The organism is Sphingopyxis sp. P8 (assembly GCF_020622175.1).
Taxonomy (GTDB): Bacteria; Pseudomonadota; Alphaproteobacteria; order Sphingomonadales; family Sphingomonadaceae; genus Sphingopyxis; species Sphingopyxis jiangsuensis.
The window spans coordinates 823,052-840,303 of sequence record NZ_JACNMK010000002.1; the positions used below are offsets into that span (position 1 = coordinate 823,052).

General features: G+C 65.3%; 17 protein-coding genes. 11 read left to right on the plus strand and 6 right to left on the minus strand.

Going from position 1 to position 17,252, the window contains the following annotated elements; genetic code table 11:
• Positions 1–53 precede the first annotated feature (53 nt).
• Both H7692_RS12430 and H7692_RS12435 read left to right on the plus strand, forming a co-directional pair.
• Positions 54–437 (plus strand): dihydroneopterin aldolase, encoded by a 384-nt coding sequence (locus tag H7692_RS12430; protein WP_201927990.1) that lies wholly within the window; start codon positions 54–56, stop codon positions 435–437.
• On the plus strand, positions 425–1,198 hold the full coding sequence (locus tag H7692_RS12435) for an SDR family oxidoreductase (protein WP_227340255.1): 774 nt from the start codon (positions 425–427) through the stop codon (positions 1,196–1,198). Before H7692_RS12430 ends, H7692_RS12435 begins: the two co-directional genes overlap by 13 nt.
• Before the next feature lie 237 nt (positions 1,199–1,435).
• On the opposite strand, the gene H7692_RS12440 is transcribed toward H7692_RS12435, so the two are convergent.
• Together H7692_RS12440 and H7692_RS12445 are read right to left on the minus strand one after the other, a co-directional pair.
• Positions 1,436–2,875: an NAD-dependent succinate-semialdehyde dehydrogenase gene (locus tag H7692_RS12440; RefSeq protein ID WP_227340256.1), complete on the minus strand. Its 1,440-nt coding sequence runs from the start codon at positions 2,873–2,875 to the stop codon at positions 1,436–1,438.
• A 57-nt stretch (positions 2,876–2,932) separates the two neighbouring features.
• The gene (locus H7692_RS12445; protein WP_227340257.1) at positions 2,933–3,532 is read right to left on the minus strand and encodes a TIGR02466 family protein; all 600 of its coding nucleotides are present in this window, start codon (positions 3,530–3,532) and stop codon (positions 2,933–2,935) included.
• Positions 3,533–3,690: 158 nt separating this feature from the next.
• Between H7692_RS12445 and H7692_RS12450 the strand changes: the two genes are divergently transcribed.
• From H7692_RS12450 to H7692_RS12475, 6 genes are all read left to right on the plus strand, one after another.
• On the plus strand, positions 3,691–4,611 hold the full coding sequence (locus H7692_RS12450) for an SMP-30/gluconolactonase/LRE family protein (protein ID WP_227340258.1): 921 nt from the start codon (positions 3,691–3,693) through the stop codon (positions 4,609–4,611).
• 76 nt (positions 4,612–4,687) lie between these two features.
• Positions 4,688–5,791: a DUF2855 family protein gene (locus H7692_RS12455; RefSeq protein ID WP_227340259.1), complete on the plus strand. Its 1,104-nt coding sequence runs from the start codon at positions 4,688–4,690 to the stop codon at positions 5,789–5,791.
• Positions 5,788–6,465 (plus strand): HAD-IA family hydrolase, encoded by a 678-nt coding sequence (locus H7692_RS12460; RefSeq protein WP_227340260.1) that lies wholly within the window; start codon positions 5,788–5,790, stop codon positions 6,463–6,465. The genes H7692_RS12455 and H7692_RS12460 overlap by 4 nt, the downstream gene beginning before the upstream one ends.
• Before the next feature lie 94 nt (positions 6,466–6,559).
• Complete coding sequence (locus H7692_RS12465) at positions 6,560–7,144, plus strand: DUF1285 domain-containing protein (RefSeq protein ID WP_222137044.1); 585 nt, start codon at positions 6,560–6,562, stop codon at positions 7,142–7,144.
• Positions 7,144–7,731: a CoA pyrophosphatase gene (locus H7692_RS12470; RefSeq protein WP_201927983.1), complete on the plus strand. Its 588-nt coding sequence runs from the start codon at positions 7,144–7,146 to the stop codon at positions 7,729–7,731. Before H7692_RS12465 ends, H7692_RS12470 begins: the two co-directional genes overlap by 1 nt.
• Position 7,732: 1 nt before the next feature.
• On the plus strand, positions 7,733–8,941 hold the full coding sequence (locus tag H7692_RS12475) for a CCA tRNA nucleotidyltransferase (RefSeq protein ID WP_227340261.1): 1,209 nt from the start codon (positions 7,733–7,735) through the stop codon (positions 8,939–8,941).
• Here the strand turns inward: H7692_RS12475 and H7692_RS12480 are convergent.
• The 3 genes from H7692_RS12480 to H7692_RS12490 form a co-directional block, all read right to left on the minus strand.
• Complete coding sequence (locus H7692_RS12480; RefSeq protein ID WP_227340262.1) at positions 8,914–10,599, minus strand: putative bifunctional diguanylate cyclase/phosphodiesterase; 1,686 nt, start codon at positions 10,597–10,599, stop codon at positions 8,914–8,916. The two genes, H7692_RS12475 and H7692_RS12480, sit on opposite strands and share 28 nt — an antisense overlap.
• A gap of 89 nt (positions 10,600–10,688) precedes the next feature.
• A complete protein-coding gene (gene parC, locus H7692_RS12485; RefSeq protein WP_222137046.1) occupies positions 10,689–12,998 on the minus strand; it encodes a DNA topoisomerase IV subunit A in 2,310 nt (769 codons plus the stop codon).
• Between the two features lie 55 nt (positions 12,999–13,053).
• On the minus strand, positions 13,054–14,466 hold the full coding sequence (locus tag H7692_RS12490) for a M20/M25/M40 family metallo-hydrolase (protein ID WP_222137047.1): 1,413 nt from the start codon (positions 14,464–14,466) through the stop codon (positions 13,054–13,056).
• Positions 14,467–14,573: 107 nt separating this feature from the next.
• On the opposite strand from H7692_RS12490, the gene H7692_RS12495 reads away from it, so the two are divergent.
• From H7692_RS12495 to H7692_RS12505, 3 genes are read left to right on the plus strand one after another with little or no spacing between them, the layout of a single operon-like run.
• A complete protein-coding gene (locus H7692_RS12495; RefSeq protein WP_201927978.1) occupies positions 14,574–15,206 on the plus strand; it encodes a lysophospholipid acyltransferase family protein in 633 nt (210 codons plus the stop codon).
• Positions 15,203–16,018, plus strand: a complete 816-nt coding sequence (locus H7692_RS12500) for a DUF1295 domain-containing protein (protein ID WP_222137048.1) — start codon at positions 15,203–15,205, stop codon at positions 16,016–16,018. Before H7692_RS12495 ends, H7692_RS12500 begins: the two co-directional genes overlap by 4 nt.
• A complete protein-coding gene (locus H7692_RS12505) occupies positions 15,994–16,407 on the plus strand; it encodes a ribose-phosphate pyrophosphokinase (protein WP_222137049.1) in 414 nt (137 codons plus the stop codon). The genes H7692_RS12500 and H7692_RS12505 overlap by 25 nt, the downstream gene beginning before the upstream one ends.
• A 321-nt stretch (positions 16,408–16,728) precedes the next feature.
• Here the strand turns inward: H7692_RS12505 and H7692_RS12510 are convergent, their stop codons facing one another.
• On the minus strand, positions 16,729–17,115 hold the full coding sequence (locus tag H7692_RS12510; protein ID WP_227340263.1) for a hypothetical protein: 387 nt from the start codon (positions 17,113–17,115) through the stop codon (positions 16,729–16,731).
• Positions 17,116–17,252: the final 137 nt, after the last annotated feature.

Here is a 17,252-nt window from a genome sequence, read left to right on the forward strand (position 1 = left end):
CGCGCGGCGGCGATGCAAAGCCGAATGTCGCGTCCTCCAGACAGGATTTTCTTGTGACCGATCAATTGTGGCTCGAAGTCGACGGCTTGACCGTCCAGGTGCTCACCGGAATCTATTCCGAAGAGACGCACCTGCCGCAGCCATTGCGCATCTCCGTCCGCGCGCGGCTGGCGATGGCCGATCATTATGAGCCGACGACGCCGCTCAGCCGGTCGAAAAATTACATGAACCTGAAATTCGCGGCGACCGAGGGCATCCCCAAGGATGTGCATTTCGTGCTGATCGAAAGCGTCGCCGACCACATCATCGACACGCTCTTCCTGCAGGACGACAAGGTCGAGGAGGTCGAGGTGAAGATCGTCAAGCTCGCGATTGCCGAGGAGGGCGAGCAGATCGGCATCACGATGCGGCGGAGCCGCGCGCAGTGGCGTCCGTGATGCAGCGGCTGGCGCTTGTCACCGGCGGTCTGCACCGCGTCGGCGCGGCGATCGCCGCGCGGCTGGCGCGCGAAGGCTATGCGCTCGCGATCCACAAGCGCAGCCCGGGCGAGGCCGACGCGGTGCTTGCCGACGCGCTCGCCGATACGGGCGCCGAGTGCCGGCGCTTTGCCGCCGATCTGGCGGACCCGGCGGCGGTGGAGGGGCTGGTCCCCGCGGTCGTCGAAGCCTTTGGCCGCGCACCCGACCTGCTCGTCAACAATGCCGCGCTGTTCGCCGAGGGCGAGTGGGGCGATCTGTCGCACGCCGCGCTCGCCGAAATGATGCAGGTCAATCATCACGCGCCGGTAATGCTTGCAAAAGCGCTCGTCGCCGCCAGCACCCCCGATGCGCGGCCCGCAATCGTCAACATCCTCGATCAGCGCGTCGCCAATCCGGTGCCCGACCAGCTTGCCTATAGCCTGTCGAAATCGGCGCTGTGGCAGGCGACCGCGACGCTTGCCGTCGCCTTCGGCGACCGCGCACGCGTCAACGCCGTCGCGCCGGGGCTGACGCTCGCGACCGACGATTACAGCGCGGCGCAGGTCGAGCGGCTCGCTGGACGGATGCCATTAAAGGCCCTGCCGCGCCCCGGTCAGGTCGCGGATGCGGTCGTGTATCTCGCGCGCGCCGAGTCGGTGACGGGGCAGACGATCTTTGTCGACGGCGGCGCGCATCTGGCGCCGCTGGGGCGCGATTTCGTGGCGCTGGAGCGGGGTTGAACGTCGCTGGCAATGAGGGCTGTTTAGGGCCGATTGCGGTCGTTTTGATCCTCCCTGTGGCGAAGCCATGGGGAGGGGGACCGCCGCCGCAGGCGGTGGTGGAGGGGCCGCAACGTCCGCGAAAAAGCCCCTCCGTCAGCGCTGCGCGCTGCCACCTCCCCATCGCTGCGCGACAGGGAGGATTTAGCTGCAGCTCCCCACCCCCAAGCCGCTATTCACCTCGGTGCCGTGCGGCGCTCAATAAATATGCACCGCCTTGGTGACGAGATAGCCGTCGAGACCTTCGGGGCCGCTTTCGCTGCCGAAGCCCGACTGTTTGATCCCGCCAAAGGGCATGTCGTGGCTTGAAATGACGAAGCTGTTGATCCCCACCATCCCGCTTTCGATCCCGTCGGCGATGCGGTTGATGCGGCGGCCGTTCTCGGTGAAGGCAAAAGCGGCGAGGCCATAGGGCAGCCGGTTCGCCTGTTCGAGCGCATCCTCTTCGGTCGCGAAGGGGCGTATCAGCGCCATCGGGCCGAAGGGTTCGTGGTTCATCGCATCGGCGTCGAGCGGCACGTCGGCGAGCGCGGTCGGCTGGAAGAAATAGCCGCCCTCGCCGCGACCGCCGCCCGCGACGACGCGCGCGCCCTTGGCGGTCGCGTCGGCGATCATCGCCTCGAGCGCGGGGATGCGGCGCTCGTTTGCGAGCGGCCCCATCTGCGTGTTGGCATCGAGCCCGCTACCGACGCGCACCTTGGCGGTGCGCTCGGCAAAGCCCTTGACGAAGGCGTCGTAGTTTCCTTCCTGCACATAGAAGCGCGTCGGCGACACGCAGACCTGGCCCGCGTTGCGGAACTTCTGCGCGACGACGCGGTCGAGCGTCGCATCGAGGTCGCAATCGTCAAAGATCAGCACCGGCGCATGGCCGCCGAGTTCCATCGTGATACGCTGCACATTGTCGGCCGCGAGTTTCATCAGATGCTTGCCGACCCCGGTCGATCCGGTGAAGCTGATCTTGCGGATCACCGGGCTGCCGAGCAGGTGGCGGCTGATCATGTCGGGATTGCCATAGACGAGCTGGGCGGCGTCGCCGGGGATGCCTGCATCGGCGATGCAGCGCATGATCGCGCTGGTGCAGCCGGGCGTTTCCTCGGGCGCCTTCGCGATCACGACGCAGCCCGCGGCGAGCGCGGGGGCAATTTTCTTTACCATCAGATTGACCGGGAAGTTCCACGGGCTGAACGCCGCGACCGGGCCGACGGGCTGCTTGAGCACCATCGCGCGCTGCCCTGCGGGCCGCTGGAGGACGCGGCCTTCGATGCGCTTGCCCTGTTCGGCGAAATAGTCGAACAGCCCCGCCGCCGACAACACCTCGCCGCGCGCCTCTGCAAGCGGCTTGCCCTGTTCGAGCGTGAGCAGCGTCGCGATATGGTCGGCACGCTCGCGGATCAGTCCCGCGGCCTTGTGCATCAGCGCGGCGCGCTCGTCGAAGCTCTTCGCGCGCCACAGCGGCCAGCCGCGCTCGGCCGCGGCAAGCGCCTCGTCGAGGTCGGCGGCGGTTGCCACCGGTAGTTCGGCGATGGTGTCGGCGGTTGCGGGGTTGAACACCGGCCGCGCCTCGCGCCCCTCGCCCCCGCGCCACTCGCCCGCGATGAAAAGCTGGAGGTCGGCGTCATAGGTGGCGGTGTCGGTCATGGGCATTTCCTGTCTGATCCGTGGGGAGATTGGTCAGTGCGAGCGATATAGGCGCGATCAGCGATAGTTAAAGCTGATACTAATTCGCTCGCCCTTGCCGGAGTGCGGCATCACTTCGTGCCGCAGCCAGCTTTCCCACAGAAAGACGCGCCCCGCCGCGGGTTCGGCATAGACGAAGGGGAGCAGATGTTCGGGCGCGTCGTCGGTGCGCCCGGGCGCCGCCATCAGCATAGCGAGCCGCGGGTCCTCCAGCTTGAGCGCGCCCGACCCGGGCGGCACCGCGACATAGAAGGTGCCCGACACGATGCTGTGCGGGTGGATATGCCCGCTGTGCGTGCCGCCGGGTTTGAGGATATTGACCCACAGGCTGTCGAGCCTGAGCGGCTTCGCCAAATCGAAATGGCACGCCTTTGCAAAAGCGCGCACCTGCTTGTCGAGCAGCCGCTTGAGGTCGGCGAAGGCGGGATCGCGTTCGGGCAGGTCGGCGAGGCTCGCGTAACTGGTGTAGCCCTTATAGCCATGCTCGCGGCTCCAGCGGCGCCCGGCGGCGTCCTCTTCGGCGAGCAGGTGGCAGCTATGTTCGAGTTCGTCCAGAAGCGCGTCCGATCCGATGTCGGCTTCGAAGAAAGGGGTGGCGAAGAGCGTGCGAACGGGCATGATGGCCGCAAAGCACAGCCACGGAGCAAGAGCAAGGGAGACACCCCATTTCGTCATGCCGGACTTGATCCGGCATCCATTCGTCACTCGCTGCGCAGAATGGACCCCGGATCAAGGCCGGGGTGACGAGGTGGAGATGACAAGAGGAGGGAGAGACTATGGCCGCTTTCGAATTGATCGCCGATGGACTGCGCTTCCCCGAAGCGCCGGTGGTGATGGACGACGGCAGCGTCATCGTCACCGAGATTGCGGCGGGCCGCATCACGCGCTGCTGGCCGGGCGGACGCAAGGAAGTGATCGCGTCGCCCGGCGGCGGCCCGAACGGGCTGGCGATCGGCCCCGACGGCAAGCTCTATTGTTGCAACAACGGCGGGTTCGAATATGTCGAGGCGAACGGCTTTCTCGCGCCGCACGGCATCGCAAAGGATTATTCAGGCGGGCGGATAGAGCGGATCGACATCGGCACCGGCGCGGTTGAGACGCTCTACCGGAGCGGCGATCAGGGCGTCAGCCTGCGCGGCCCCAACGACCTGATGTTCGACGCGCACGGGGGCTTCTGGCTCACCGACCATGGCAAAGTCGACTATGACAAGCGTTGCCACGACATCGTCGGCATTTTCTATGCGAAGGCGGACGGCAGTTTCATCGAGGAAGTGATCTTCCCGAGCTACAACCCCAATGGCATCGGCCTGTCGCCTGACGGAACGAAGCTTTATGCCGCCGAAACCTACACCTGCCGCCTGACGCAATTCAATATCGTCGCCCCCGGCAAGGTCGACGATGCCGCGGGGCCGGGCGGACCCGGCATCCCGCTCTATCGCCCCGCGGGCTATAAATTCTTCGACAGCCTCGCGATGGAGGCGTCGGGCAATATCTGCGTCGCGACCATCGGCGAGTGCGGGATCAGCGTCGTGTCGCCTGCGGGCGAACTGGTCGAGTTCGTCGCAACCGACGACATCTTCACGACCAACATCGCCTTCGGCGGCGCCGACATGCGCGATGCCTATATCACCCTGTCGGGCAGCGGGCGGTTGGTGACGACACGCTGGGCACGGCCGGGTCTGGCGCTCGCCCATTGACGGCCCCGCGCGGTTGAATCCGCTCCCCGCATCTGCAAGGTTGGTTTCCTTGCAGAACAAACGGAGGGGCGCGTTCATGAATGACAGCGGTTGGGCGATCGACATCGATCGCGATGATATCACCCAGGCCAGTCTCGTCGCCGATCCGCCGCCGCCGCTCCAACCTGGGCAGGTGCGCGTGCACATCGACAGCTATGCGATGACCGCGAACAACATCACCTATGCGGTCTTCGGCAAGCCTTCAGGGCTGTTCGGCAACGACCAGGGCTATTGGGATTTCTTTGCCGAGCGCGATGCGCCCGGGCGCCTGCCTGTCTGGGGCTTTGCAACCGTCACCGAAAGCGCTGCCGATGGCGTCGCGGTGGGCGACCGTTTCTATGGCTATTACCCGATGGCGAGCCACGCGGTGCTCGACGTCGGCAAGGCTGGACCCGCGGGCTTCACCGACGTCACGCAGCGGCGCAAGACGCTGCCCCCCATCTATAACCAATATCAGCGGATCGACGCGCTCGTCGATTATCGCGCCGCGCATCACGACCATTGGCCCGTCTTTCGCCCGCTCTTCCTCACCGGCTGGCTGATCGCCGACCAGTTCGAGGATGAGGGCGATTATGGCGCAGCGCAGATCCTGATCGCCAGCGCGTCGAGCAAGACGGCGATTGGCCTTGGCTTTTCACTCGCGCGGCGTGCGAACCGGCCCGAGACGGTCGGGCTCACGAGCGCAGCGAATGTCGAGGCGCTCGCCGCGCAGGCGATTTACGACCGCGTGATCAGCTATGACCAGATTTTCGCGCTCAACGCCGGCGCACCTGCCGCGCTCGTCGATATGGCAGGCAATGGCGCGGTAACCCGCTCGGTACACAGCCATTTCGGGAACAATCTCAAAGCGTCGATCGTCGTCGGCAAGTCGCACTGGGACGCGCGCGCCGACGACAATGGCCTCCCCGGTCCGCAACGACAGGGCTTTTTCGCGCCGGGGCGCAGCCAGAAGCGCATCGCCGACTGGGGCGGCGCCGAGTTCGGCAAAAGGATCGCCGAAGCGTGGCTTGCCTTCATGGCGGTCGCCCCGCGGTTCGCCGCCATCGACAAGCGCCGCGGCGGCGACGCCGCACTTGCAGCCTATCGCGAGATGCTTGCGGGCACGCCGAACCCCAAGGCCGGGATCGTCATCGAGCCATGAGCTTTTCGACCGTCATCTTCGATTTCGGCGGCGTCATTACGTCCTCGCCGTTCGAGGCGTTCAACCGGCTCGAGGAGGAACGCGGGCTGCCGCGCGACTTCGTCCGCCGCGTCAACGCTGCGAACCCCGACAGCAACGCCTGGGCCTTGTTCGAGCGCGCCGAGATCGACGGAGCGGCGTTCGACCGCATGTTTGCCGAAGAGGCGCGCGCAATGGGGCACGAGCTCGAGGGTGCGGCGGTGCTCGCCGTGCTTGCGGGCGCGGTGCGCCCCGCGATGGTCGCCGCGCTCGACACGTTGAAGGCGAAGGGTTTTACGGTCGGCTGCATCACCAACAATGTCCCGACGCATCAGACCGGTCTGCAAGGCGCAGGCATGGCGCGCACCGCCGCCGATGCCGAGCAGATCGCCGCGATCATGGCGCGCTTCGACCATGTGATCGAATCGAGCAAGGTCGGTGTGCGCAAACCCGACCCGCGCATTTACCGCATGATGTGCGACGCGCTGGGGGTCGAGCCTTCGGCGTGCGTCTATCTCGACGACCTCGGGATCAACTGCAAACCGGCAGCAGCGCTCGGCATGCACGCGATCAAGGTGACGAGCGGCGAACAGGCGCTCGCCGACCTGTCGGCGGCGTTGGGGATGAGGCAGTTTCCGGCATCGTTGTGCGTGTGAAGTTGCGCAGATTTCCGCGGCTTCTTGCACCCGCAACTCGCGTTGCTTGCGACTGTTCCCTTTACTTGCCCACCCACTTTCCTATGTCGGTCCTATGGTCAGCCCCGCACCATCGCTCCCCAAGGATTTTGCGCAGCTTACGCTAGCCGAAGCGGCAGAGCTGCTCGCGGCGCGCAAGCTGCCGCCGGTCGAGCAATGGCAACCCGAGCGCAGCGGTGACAGCGCGATGGAAATCCGCGCCGACGGCAGCTGGTATCATGAGGGCGGACGGATCAACCGCCCTGCGATGGTCCGGCTTTTCTCGACCATCTTGCGGCGCGAGCCCGACGGCAGCCATGTGCTCGTCACGCCCGCCGAGAAGCTGGCGATCGCGGTCGAGGATACCCCCTTTCGCGCGGTCGAGATGAAGAGCGAGGGGGAGGGCGCGGACCGCAGGCTCATCTTCCGGCTCGACACGGACGACCTCGTCATCGCGGGCGCCGATAACCCGCTTAGCTTTGGCGACGATCCCGACAATCCCGACCCGCGTGTCCACGTCCGCGGCTTGGTCGGTAACGGGCTCGAGGCGCGGATCGACCGTGCGCTTTATTACGAGCTGGTCGAAATGGCGCTTGCCGAGGGGGGCGACCCCCCTGCGATCTGGTCGGGCGGCGTCCGTTTTCCGCTGGTGGGCCGCTGATGCTGTCGGCCAAGCTGCGCGCCGCGCTCGACAGCCTGCTCCCCGATCCCGGCGACGATGAGGGCTATCTGCTTCAGGGCACGACGCTGCGCGACGCCGCGGTGCTGATCGCCTTCACCGACCGGCCCGACCCCGGCGTGATCCTGACGCAGCGCCCGCAATGGCTGCGCGCTCATGCCGGGCAGGTCGCCTTTCCGGGCGGGAAGGTCGACCCGACCGACCGCGACGTCATCGACGCGGCGCTGCGCGAGGCGGAGGAAGAGATCGGGCTCGACCGGCGCGACGTCGCGATTGCGGGCGTCACCGACCCCTATCGTTCGGGCAGCGGCTATCACATTACCCCGGTACTCGGCGTGATTCCGCCCGACCTGCCGCTCGACCCCAATCCCGACGAGGTCGAGGAATGGTTCGAAGTGCCGCTCGACATCTTGTTCGATTCCGCCAATTACCAGCGGCACGAGGCGAATTGGCAGGGGCAGCGCCGCCGCTATTATGACATGGATTGGCAAGGACGACGGATCTGGGGCGTGACGGCGGACATCATCATCAACCTGTCGCGGCGCCTACCCACAGGATGGCATCGCTAATATGACCGGGACTCTTCCCGACGCCGATTGGCGCGCGCGGCCCGGGCTGCGCCGAATCGTCGGCGCGCTCGGCGCCGACGCGGTGAAGATCGTTGGCGGCGCGGTGCGCGATACCTTGCTCGGACTCCCGGTGACCGACGTCGATCTGGCGACCCCGCTCCTTCCGCAGGAAGTGACGCGGCGGCTGGCAGATGCGCATGTGAAGGTCATCCCTACAGGGATCGCGCATGGCACCGTCACCGCCATCGCGAGCGGCGACCATCACGAGATCACGACGTTGCGCCGCGATGTCGAAACCGACGGCCGCCGTGCGACCATCGCCTTTGCCGGCGATTGGCGCGAGGATGCGGCGCGTCGCGACTTCACGATCAATGCGCTTTATGCCGACCCCGACACCGGGGAGATTGACGACTGGTTCGAGGGGCTCGCCGATCTTGCCGCGGGCTGCGTTCGCTTCATCGGCGACGCACCCGCCCGGATCGCAGAGGATCATTTGCGCATCCTTCGTTTCTACCGCTTTGCGGCGCGTTTCGGGCGGGGCGAGCTTGAGCCCGTCAGCCATGCCGCCGCCATCGACGCGCGTCAGTCGCTGAAGAGCCTGTCGCGCGAGCGGGTTGCCGACGAACTGCTCAAGATCATGGCGCTTCCCGACCCGCGGGCCATCCTATTGCAGATGGCCGACGACGGCATTTTTTCGGTCGTGCTGCCCGAACTCGATCTGGAATTCGGCAGCGCGCTCAACCGGCTGCACGCCAATGAGGATGCGGTCGCTGCGCCGGCGGCCCCGCTCCGTCGTTTTGCGGCCTTGCTTCCGGCGGACGCGACGATTGCCGAACAGGTGGCAAGCCGGTTGCGGCTGTCGACCCGCCAGCGCAAATATCTGGCTGCACTCGCGCGGCACCGGGGCGCCGTTCTGCCGCCCGCGCGCCAGCTTGCCTATGCGGTCGGCATCGACGCGGCGCGCGACATCTATTTGCTGGCGAGTGACGAGGCGGCGGCGGCGGCGGCGGCGAAAGGCGCGCTCGCGGGATGGGACGTGCCGCAGCTACCGCTGAAGGGCGGCGACATCATCGCGCGCGGCGTCACCGCGGGGCCGGAGGTTGCCCGCCTGCTCAAGGAGATCGAAAGCGCGTGGGTGGAAGAGGACTTTCCCGACGCGGCCCGCGTTGCGGCGCTCGCCGATCAGAAAATCGGCTTGGTGCGCGACTGACGCCAGAATTCGAGCGCGGAGATGCTGTCCATCGGCCGGGCGAAAAGAAAGCCTTGGCCGAAGTCGCAGCCGAGTGCGGAAAGTAGTCGCGCCTGGTCGGCGGTTTCGACGCCCTCGGCCGTCGTCCGCATCCCGAGCGTTTCGGCAAGGCTCTGGATGGTACGGACGATTGCCACTTTTTCGCGATCGTCGACCATATGCTCGACGAAGCTGCGGTCGATCTTGAGCACGTCGAGCGGCAGCCGCTGCAGATAGGCGAGATTCGAATAGCCGGTGCCGAAATCGTCCATCGCGATGCGGGCGTGGAGTGCCTTGATCTTGCTCAGCACCGACATTGCAAGATCGGGGTCGGCGATGATGGCGCTTTCGGTGAGCTCGATCATCAGCCGCTCGCCGCCGATCTTGTGCGTTTCGAGCGCGCTACGGACCGCCTGCGCGATGTCGTCGCGCACAAGCTGGATCGCCGAGACATTGACCGAAAAATAGCAATCGACGCGCTCGCCGCCATTCTGGCGGTCCCAATCGGCAAGGACTTCGGCTGCCTTCCCTATCGCCCATTGGCCGAGCGGAACGATCAGCCCCGAATCCTCGGCCACCGGGATGAATTCGGACGGCGACACGAGCTGTCCGTCCCCGTTGGTCCAGCGGGCCAGCGCCTCGAAGCCGGCAACCGCGCCGGTCGCAAATTCGACGAGGGGCTGGAAATCGAGACGCAGCCGATCGTCCTCTATGGCGTGGCGAAGCTCGGTTTCGAGGCCGAACCGGTTATCGACGAGCCGGGCGGCTTCGGGCTCGTATATTTCGATGCGGTCGGTGCGCTTGGCGCGTTTCAGGGCGATTTGCGCATGGCGGAACTGATCGGCGACGTCCGTGCCGGGTGCGGATTGAATGGCACATCCGATTGCACATCCGACGCTGACTTTGAGGTCCGCGATGCGAAAGGGGTGGTCAAAACAGCCCCGGATGCGCCCGGCCAGTTCGCGGATGTCGGCCTTGCCTTTGCCGATGCGGGTCGAGACCGCAAATTCGTCGCCGCCGGTGCGCGCCAGTATGTCGCCGCTGCGAAGACTTGATTTCAGGCGTCGGGCAACGGTGATGATGAGCTCGTCGCCCGCAAGCGAACCGATATGTTCGTTGATCCGGCTGAAACGCGACAGGTCGAGGAGGAGAACTGCGTGGTCGCCCGGTTTCTCGGCATCGGTTGCCGCCCGCTCCTCGACCAGTTCCTCGAAACCGGCGCGATTGGGAAGCCCGGTCAAGCTGTCGGAAACAAGTTCGCGGCGCAGGTTGCGCTCGGTCATCATTTCCTGCGTGCGGTCGATGAGGGTGAGCAGAAACAGCGAATCGTCGCCGCATTCGGACGATAGCGGACCGATCGATCCGCGCAGGTCGCGCGCCGCCACGCCCTCGCCAAGTTGGCAGGCGAATTCGTCGGTATCGGCCGGATTCAGTGTGGCGCGTTCGATCGCCTGCAACAGCTCGGTTGGAATGTCCGTGCCGACGGTGGACAGTCCCAGCCGATCAAACGCAGCATTGCTTGCGTGGAGGCGAAAACGCCCGCGCTCCATAGGCCGGATGAGCGCCGCAGGCACCGGCAGCGCGTCGATCCAGCCGACAAACAGGATGGGCCGGTCTTCGCCGGTTCTATTGATAGGCATAACAAAGGGTTTCGTGCGACCTTTCCCCATTGGCCGTTGCCTAGGGCAAGGGGAGTAAAGAAGCTATTTACGGCGACGCGATTTCGCGTTCAGGTGAAACGATTATTTCGCGGAAAGCCCGTCGGCGGCATGCGCCCGGCGGCGCCGCGCGCGACGCGCCACGGCGCGAGGTCGGTTTCGGTGCGCGTGCGTCCCGTGTCGCCGCCCATCGCCCAACTCAGCCCCTCGGCAAAAGGGAAGGCGATTGCGTCGGATAGGCCGCCGTCACGATAGCGTTGAAGCATCACGCCCTGACCGCGGGTCATTACGGGGATTTCGGCGAGCGGGAAGACGACGAGTTTGCGGTTCTCACCCACCACCGCGACGCTGTCATCGTCCGCCGCGATGGGACGCACGACCGCAAGCTGCGCCTTGGGCTTCAGGTTGACGACGTTGCGGCCCTTGCGCGTCTCGGCGACGACTTCGGCCATATTGGCAACGAAACCGTGTCCGCTCGACGAAGCGAGGAGCAGGCGCCCTTCGGCTTGCGCCGGAACGAGTGCGACGATCCGCGCGTCGGGGTCGATGTCGACCATCAGCCGCAGCGGCTCGCCGAACCCGCGCCCGCCGGGGAGTTTGTCGGCGCCGACAGTATAAAAGCGCCCGTCGCTTGCGGCGACGAGCAGTTTGTCGGTGGTCTGTGCATGCGCGGCAAAGGCCAGCTCGTCGCCTTCCTTGAACTTGAACTCGCCCCACTGGTCGGGCGTGACATGGCCGCGCTGCGCGCGAATCCAACCGCGCTTCGACAGGATGACCGTCACCGGCTCCTTCTCGATCATCGCGTCGAGCGGGATGTCGCGCGTGGGAGCGGCTTCGGCGATGGTGGTACGCCGCGCGCCGAGCGCGGTGTCGGGACCGTAAACCGTGCGCAAAGCGGTGAGGTCGCGCTTCAGCCGCGTGCGCTGCCGCGCCGGGCTTTCGACGAGCTTGACCAGCTCCTCGCGCTCGGCGGCGAGGGCCTCCTGCTCGCGCTTGAGCTCCATTTCCTCGAGCTTGCGCAAGCTGCGCAGCCGCATGTTCAAAATTGCCTCGGCCTGGCGGTCGGTCAGGTGGAACTCGGCCATCATCACCGTCTTGGGCTCGTCCTCGGTGCGGATGATCTCGATCACCCGGTCGAGGTTCAGGAAGGCAATCAGATAGCCTGCAACCAATTCGAGCCGGTCGTCGATCTTGGCGATGCGATGCTTCGACCGGCGGACCAGCACGATGATCTGGTGCTGGAGCCATTCGGTGAGCAACTGATGCAGCCCCATCACCTTGGGCGTGCGCGTCGCGTCGAGCACGTTGAGGTTGAGCGCGAAGCGCGTTTCGAGTTCGGTCAGCCGGAAAAGGCTTTCCTTCAAGATGTCGGGATCGACATTGCGGCTCTTGGGCACGAGCACGACGCGTAAATCCTCGGCGCTCTCGTCGCGCACATCGTCGAGGATCGGCAGTTTCTTGTCGGCGATCAGCTGTGCGATCTGCTCGATCAGCTTGCCCTTGGCGACGCCATAGGGGATTTCGCTGATGACGAGCTGCCAGGTGCCGCCGGGCAGCTTTTCGAGCCCGTCGGCTTCCCATTCGCCCGCATCATTCCTGCCGGTCGAAAATCGCGCGCGCACGCGGAAACTGCCGCGCCCGGTGGCATAGGCCTGCGCGATCGTATCGGCGCCGTCGACGATCAACCCGCCGGTCGGAAAATCGGGGCCCTTCACATGTTCGAGCAGTTGCGCAAGCTCGGCATGCGGATTTTCGATCAGCAGCAGCGCCGCGTCGATCACCTCGGCGGCATTGTGCGGCGGAATGTTCGTCGCCATGCCGACCGCGATCCCGCTCGCGCCATTGGCGAGCAGGTTCGGGAAAAGCCCCGGCATGATCTCGGGCTCTTCATCCTCGCCATTATAGGTCGGCTTGAAATCGACCGTGCCCTCGTCGAGCCCCTGCATAAGGTCGATGGCGACGCGGGTCAGCCGCGCCTCGGTATAGCGATAGGCGGCGGCATTATCGCCGTCGATATTGCCGAAGTTGCCCTGGCCATCGACGAGCGGATAACGGAGCGAGAAATCCTGCGCGAGGCGAACCATCGCGTCGTAGACCGCCGTGTCGCCGTGCGGGTGGAATTTGCCGATCACGTCGCCGACGACGCGCGCCGACTTCTTGTAGCCCTGTGACGGGTCGAGCCGCATCGCGCGCATCGCCCACAACAGGCGACGATGGACGGGCTTCAACCCGTCGCGCAAGTCGGGCAGCGAGCGCGCGGTGATCGTCGACAACGCATAAACGAGATAACGCTCCGACAGCGCGCTATCGAACGGGGTGTCGATGTTGCCTGAAGGAGGGGGTGGTTCGGATGGAGGAAGGTCGTCGGTGATGCTCGCCATTATCGGGCGCCGATAGCAAGGCTAGGGCAGCATGGCAAAGGGCTTGGGATGGGAGCTACGGCTTGTCGGCGTAAGCCTTGACCAGATCGAACATATAGTCGCGCCCCATATAGACCGACTTTACCGAAATCCGTTCGTTCAGCCCATGGACGCCGTTGCCGTCGGGGTCGCCCCAGATGCCGGGAATGCCATAGGTCGGGATGCCGACCGCGCCGAGGAAGGTCGCATCGGTATAGCCGTTCGCCATCGACGGGATGACCTTCAACCCCGGCCAATATTTGTCGACAAGCCTTTGCATCGGTTCGATGATCTTCGGGTCGAGCGGCGGTGCCGGCGGGGCGGGGCGCTTGGGTGGCAATTGCGTCACCGTGACTCCGGCGTCGCCAATGATACGTTCGAGCTCGCTCTTGATCTCCTCGATCGGATGGCCGGGAAAAATGCGGCAGTTGATATTGGCGCCGGCGCGCTGCGGCAGCGCGTTCGCGGCGTGGCCGCCGTCGAGCAAAGTCGCGACGCAGGTGGTGCGGATGTTGCCGTGGAGGAAGCGGTCGGTGTTGACGATCGCCTCGGCTGCCTTGTCCGCGGGGTTCGCCGCGAGCGCGACCATCGCCTTGCCGACCTCGTCGCCACGCAGCGCACCGGATTCGGCGAAGAAGCGGCGCGTGGTATCGGTCATTTCGACCGGAAACGCATATTCGTCGATCGCGGTCAGCGCGCGCGCGAGTTGATAGATGGCATTGTCGCGCACCGGGACCGAGCTGTGGCCGCCCGGATTGCGCGTCTCGAGCCGGAAATTGGCAAAGGTCTTTTCGCCGACCTGCACCGATTGGCCGATCACATTGCCCTTGCCGTCGCTGTCGCCGCCGCCGCCCTCGTTGAGTGCGAATTCGGCGTCGATCAGGTCGCGCCTGTTCGCGGTGAGCCATTCGACGCCGTTGAACGCGCCGTTGGTTTCCTCGCCGCAGGTCAGCGCCAGTTTGACGGTGCGTTTGGGCTTATATCCCTCCTGCCGAAAGCGGATCAGCGTGTCGGTCCAGATCGCCGCCTGCGCCTTGTCGTCGAGCGTGCCGCGGCCATAGAAATAGCCGTCTTCTTCGACCATTTTGAACGGATCGCGTTCCCAATCCTCGCGCTTTGCTTCGACGACATCGATGTGCGCGACGAGCAGGATCGGCTTCGCGGCCTGCGACGTGCCCGGATAAACGGCGACGAGTCCGCCCTCCTTCGGATGCTCGGGCGTCGCAAAGAGCGTGAGTTGGTCGTCGGTGAAGCCCGCAGCTTTCATCCGCGCCGCCATGCGTTCGGCGGCGAGCGTGCAACTGCCCGACGACAGCGTGGTGTTCGTTTCGACCAGTTCCCTGTAGAGTTCGCGAAAGGCGATCTGGTCGGCGCGCGGCTGTGCCTCCTGCGCAATGGCGGGCGCGCCGACCAGCAAGGCGGACGTCAGCAGCGCAGTCAGTTTCGGCATAAGTCTATCTCCCGTTCGCACGATGGGAGCAGAAAGCGCCGGAGCCTGCAAGCCGCTTGCGCGGCGCGGCGCTTTCGCGCAATCGGGAGGAGAGAAGGGGAGAGCGATTGACGCGGACCGAAGACCATCCGCCGGGCCTGCTGGCGCGTGCCGTACGGCGGCTGTTGTTGCTGCTCTATCGGGTCCGCGGCTGGCGGGCGGTAGGAACGGTGCCCGAGCCGCGCCGTTTCATCATCATCGCCGCACCGCACACCAGCAATTGGGATTTCGTCAACTTCCTGGGCCTCACCGCCGACGTCGGCATCCGCCCGCATTTCATGGCGAAGCTGTCGCTGTTCAAATGGCCGCTCGGTGGCTTCATTCGCCAGATGGGCGGTATTCCGGTCGATCGCACAAAGGCGAGCAATGCGGTGCAGCAGATGGTCGACCAGTTTGCGCGCCGCGCCGAGTTCATCCTGACCGTCGCGCCCGAAGGAACGCGCGGGCGGGCGAGGAAATGGCGCACCGGATTTTACCAGATCGCACTCGCGGCGAAGGTGCCGCTTGTCGTCGGACTGATGGATTATGGTACAAAGACGGGCGGACTTGGCCCGATGATCTGGCCATCGGGCGATTTTCGCGCCGATATGCAGAAAGTTTTCGAAGTCTATAAGAATTGCGTCCCCCGGCATCCCGACCGCGCGGTCCGGTCGATCAACGATATATTGGGCGACGATACGGAAGCGGGAGCGGCGATATGACCGGGATGCTGGCACTGTTGGGGATGAACTTCGCGGGGCTGATCGCGGTGATCCTGCTGCTGTGGGGGGTGGCCATCGCGATCCGCGACGTATCGTTCATCGACGCCTTCTGGGCGTTCGGCATGGTGCTGCTGGCGTGGTGCAGCGCGGCGCAGGTCGGCTTGGCAGGGCTGCACGGTCAATTGCTCTTCGGGTTGACGACCCTGTGGGGGTTGCGGCTGTCGATCCACCTGTTCGCGCGCTGGCGCGCCGAGGGGGAGGATCCGCGCTATCGCCGCATATTGGGCGGCGTGATCGAGAAGAAGGGCTGGAGCTGGCCGGTGGCGGCGCTCGTTATGGTGTTCCTGATGCAGGCGCCACTGCTTTTCGTGACGAGTCTTCCCGCACAGATCGGCATCTGGGCGAGCGCCGCCGCGCCGCAGCCGGTCGGGGCGCTCGGTTGGGCGGGTGTGGTCGCAGCGCTGGCGGGCATCGCGTTCGAGAGCATCGGCGACGCGCAACTCCGCGCCTTTCGCGCCGATCCGGCGAACAAGGGCCGCGTGCTCGACACCGGCCTGTGGCGCTATACGCGGCACCCCAATTATTTCGGCGATGCGCTGACCTGGTGGGGATTGTGGCTGGTCGTCGCCGACCTCGGGCCGGAGACCGCGCTCGCGAGCGTCATCGGGCCGCTCTTCCTGACTTTCACCCTGACGCGCTGGTCGGGCAAGGCGCTGCTTGAAAAGGGGCTGCACAAGTCGCGCCCCGCCTATGCCGACTATGTCGCGCGCACTTCGGGCTTCATTCCATGGCCGCCAAAGACGAAGGCCTAGGCGATGCGCCCGTCGCCGCCGATGTCAGCGCGCTCGGCGATGCGCCGCGCATCCGCGCGATCCTGACCGCCGCGGCGCGCGAGGGGCGCAGCGTCAGCTATTCCGAACTGCTCGGCGATTTGGGCTTCCGCTTCACGCGGCCCAAAATGCGCGCGGTCTGCAAGACGCTCGCCGAAGTCGATCGCCACTGCGCGCTTGACGGCGAGCCCGACCTTGCCGTGCTCGTCGTGCGCGAAAGCGACCGGCTGCCGGGGCAGGGCTGGTGGGTCGGCGGGGCTGCGCTGCTGCTCGGCTACGACGGCCCGTGGGAAGGCGCGGCGGCGGCGCGCTTCATCAGGGAGCAGCAACAGGCGGTGTTTGATTATTGGGCGGAGCGCCGAACGCCCTGATCGGTCCGGCCGCCCCGACCGGGCAGATCCGCGCGGCGGACATTTGGAGATGTTCCCGAATTGGACGTCCCGCAGGACTATATGGTGCGCGACGCAGTCTGTAGCGAATGGCGCTCTTGTGCGGATTCCCTGAAACGCAGGGAATCTGCAGGGAAATCTCTAGTTTTCGGCCTTATTCTGTGAACGGCAGCGGCTGAGATCCGCAGAAATCCGCGGGGTTCAAGCTGAAATTCCCTAGTTCGCAAAACAGGGAAACTTCTCGCACAATCAATGAACAAAGTCAGCGATAACTGGCGGATCAAGGACTGACGCTTGAGCGCGTTATTGCTGTGGTTTTTCTCCAATATCGCGCGGGTCCTGCATGGCTGCGCGTACCGCAACCAGTGCCTGTTCCAAGCTTGCTTCGATCCTGCGAAGCTCAAGACCGACTTCGATGCTGCCATTACCTGTGAGGGTCTGGATCACGTACATGACCGATGGCGAATTCGCTGCCAGTGTAACGAGATGCGCACCGCTCGGGCTGACTCGTCCGCAAAGCCAGGAACGTGCAGTGGTATCGCTCACCCCGGTCCAGCGCATGATCGTTTTGGATGACTGCCGAGTCGCACCAATTTCCTCCCTCAAGGCGTTGCCGATTTGCCGTGCGAGGTCTGAGTCCAACAAGACAAATCGTGAATCCCGAAGTTGAGTTACGGTTTTACGAACCATGCTTCGGCTCCTCCTGTTGTAAGACATAGTCTCTGCAACAGGCGCCCGTGAGGCAGCGATGGTGATAAACTGGCTGGATACGCAAGGATCGACGCCGTCGGTCGATCGGCCCACAGTCCGGGCTGCGGAGTACGTCC

Bases quoted from the DNA above. Each gene is read 5' to 3' on its own strand.
- H7692_RS12440 (WP_227340256.1), bottom strand. From the start codon at position 2,875: ATGACCGACACCGCCACCTATGACGCCGACCTCCAGCTTTTCATCGCG.
- H7692_RS12445 (WP_227340257.1), bottom strand. From the start codon at position 3,532: ATGCCCGTTCGCACGCTCTTCGCCACCCCTTTCTTCGAAGCCGACATC.
- H7692_RS12450 (WP_227340258.1), top strand. From the start codon at position 3,691: ATGGCCGCTTTCGAATTGATCGCCGATGGACTGCGCTTCCCCGAAGCG.
- H7692_RS12455 (WP_227340259.1), top strand. From the start codon at position 4,688: ATGAATGACAGCGGTTGGGCGATCGACATCGATCGCGATGATATCACC.
- H7692_RS12460 (WP_227340260.1), top strand. From the start codon at position 5,788: ATGAGCTTTTCGACCGTCATCTTCGATTTCGGCGGCGTCATTACGTCC.
- H7692_RS12465 (WP_222137044.1), top strand. From the start codon at position 6,560: ATGGTCAGCCCCGCACCATCGCTCCCCAAGGATTTTGCGCAGCTTACG.
- H7692_RS12470 (WP_201927983.1), top strand. From the start codon at position 7,144: ATGCTGTCGGCCAAGCTGCGCGCCGCGCTCGACAGCCTGCTCCCCGAT.
- H7692_RS12475 (WP_227340261.1), top strand. From the start codon at position 7,733: ATGACCGGGACTCTTCCCGACGCCGATTGGCGCGCGCGGCCCGGGCTG.
- H7692_RS12480 (WP_227340262.1), bottom strand. From the start codon at position 10,599: ATGCCTATCAATAGAACCGGCGAAGACCGGCCCATCCTGTTTGTCGGC.
- parC (WP_222137046.1), bottom strand. From the start codon at position 12,998: ATGGCGAGCATCACCGACGACCTTCCTCCATCCGAACCACCCCCTCCT.
- H7692_RS12490 (WP_222137047.1), bottom strand. From the start codon at position 14,466: ATGCCGAAACTGACTGCGCTGCTGACGTCCGCCTTGCTGGTCGGCGCG.
- H7692_RS12500 (WP_222137048.1), top strand. From the start codon at position 15,203: ATGACCGGGATGCTGGCACTGTTGGGGATGAACTTCGCGGGGCTGATC.
- H7692_RS12505 (WP_222137049.1), top strand. From the start codon at position 15,994: ATGGCCGCCAAAGACGAAGGCCTAGGCGATGCGCCCGTCGCCGCCGAT.
- H7692_RS12510 (WP_227340263.1), bottom strand. From the start codon at position 17,115: ATGGTTCGTAAAACCGTAACTCAACTTCGGGATTCACGATTTGTCTTG.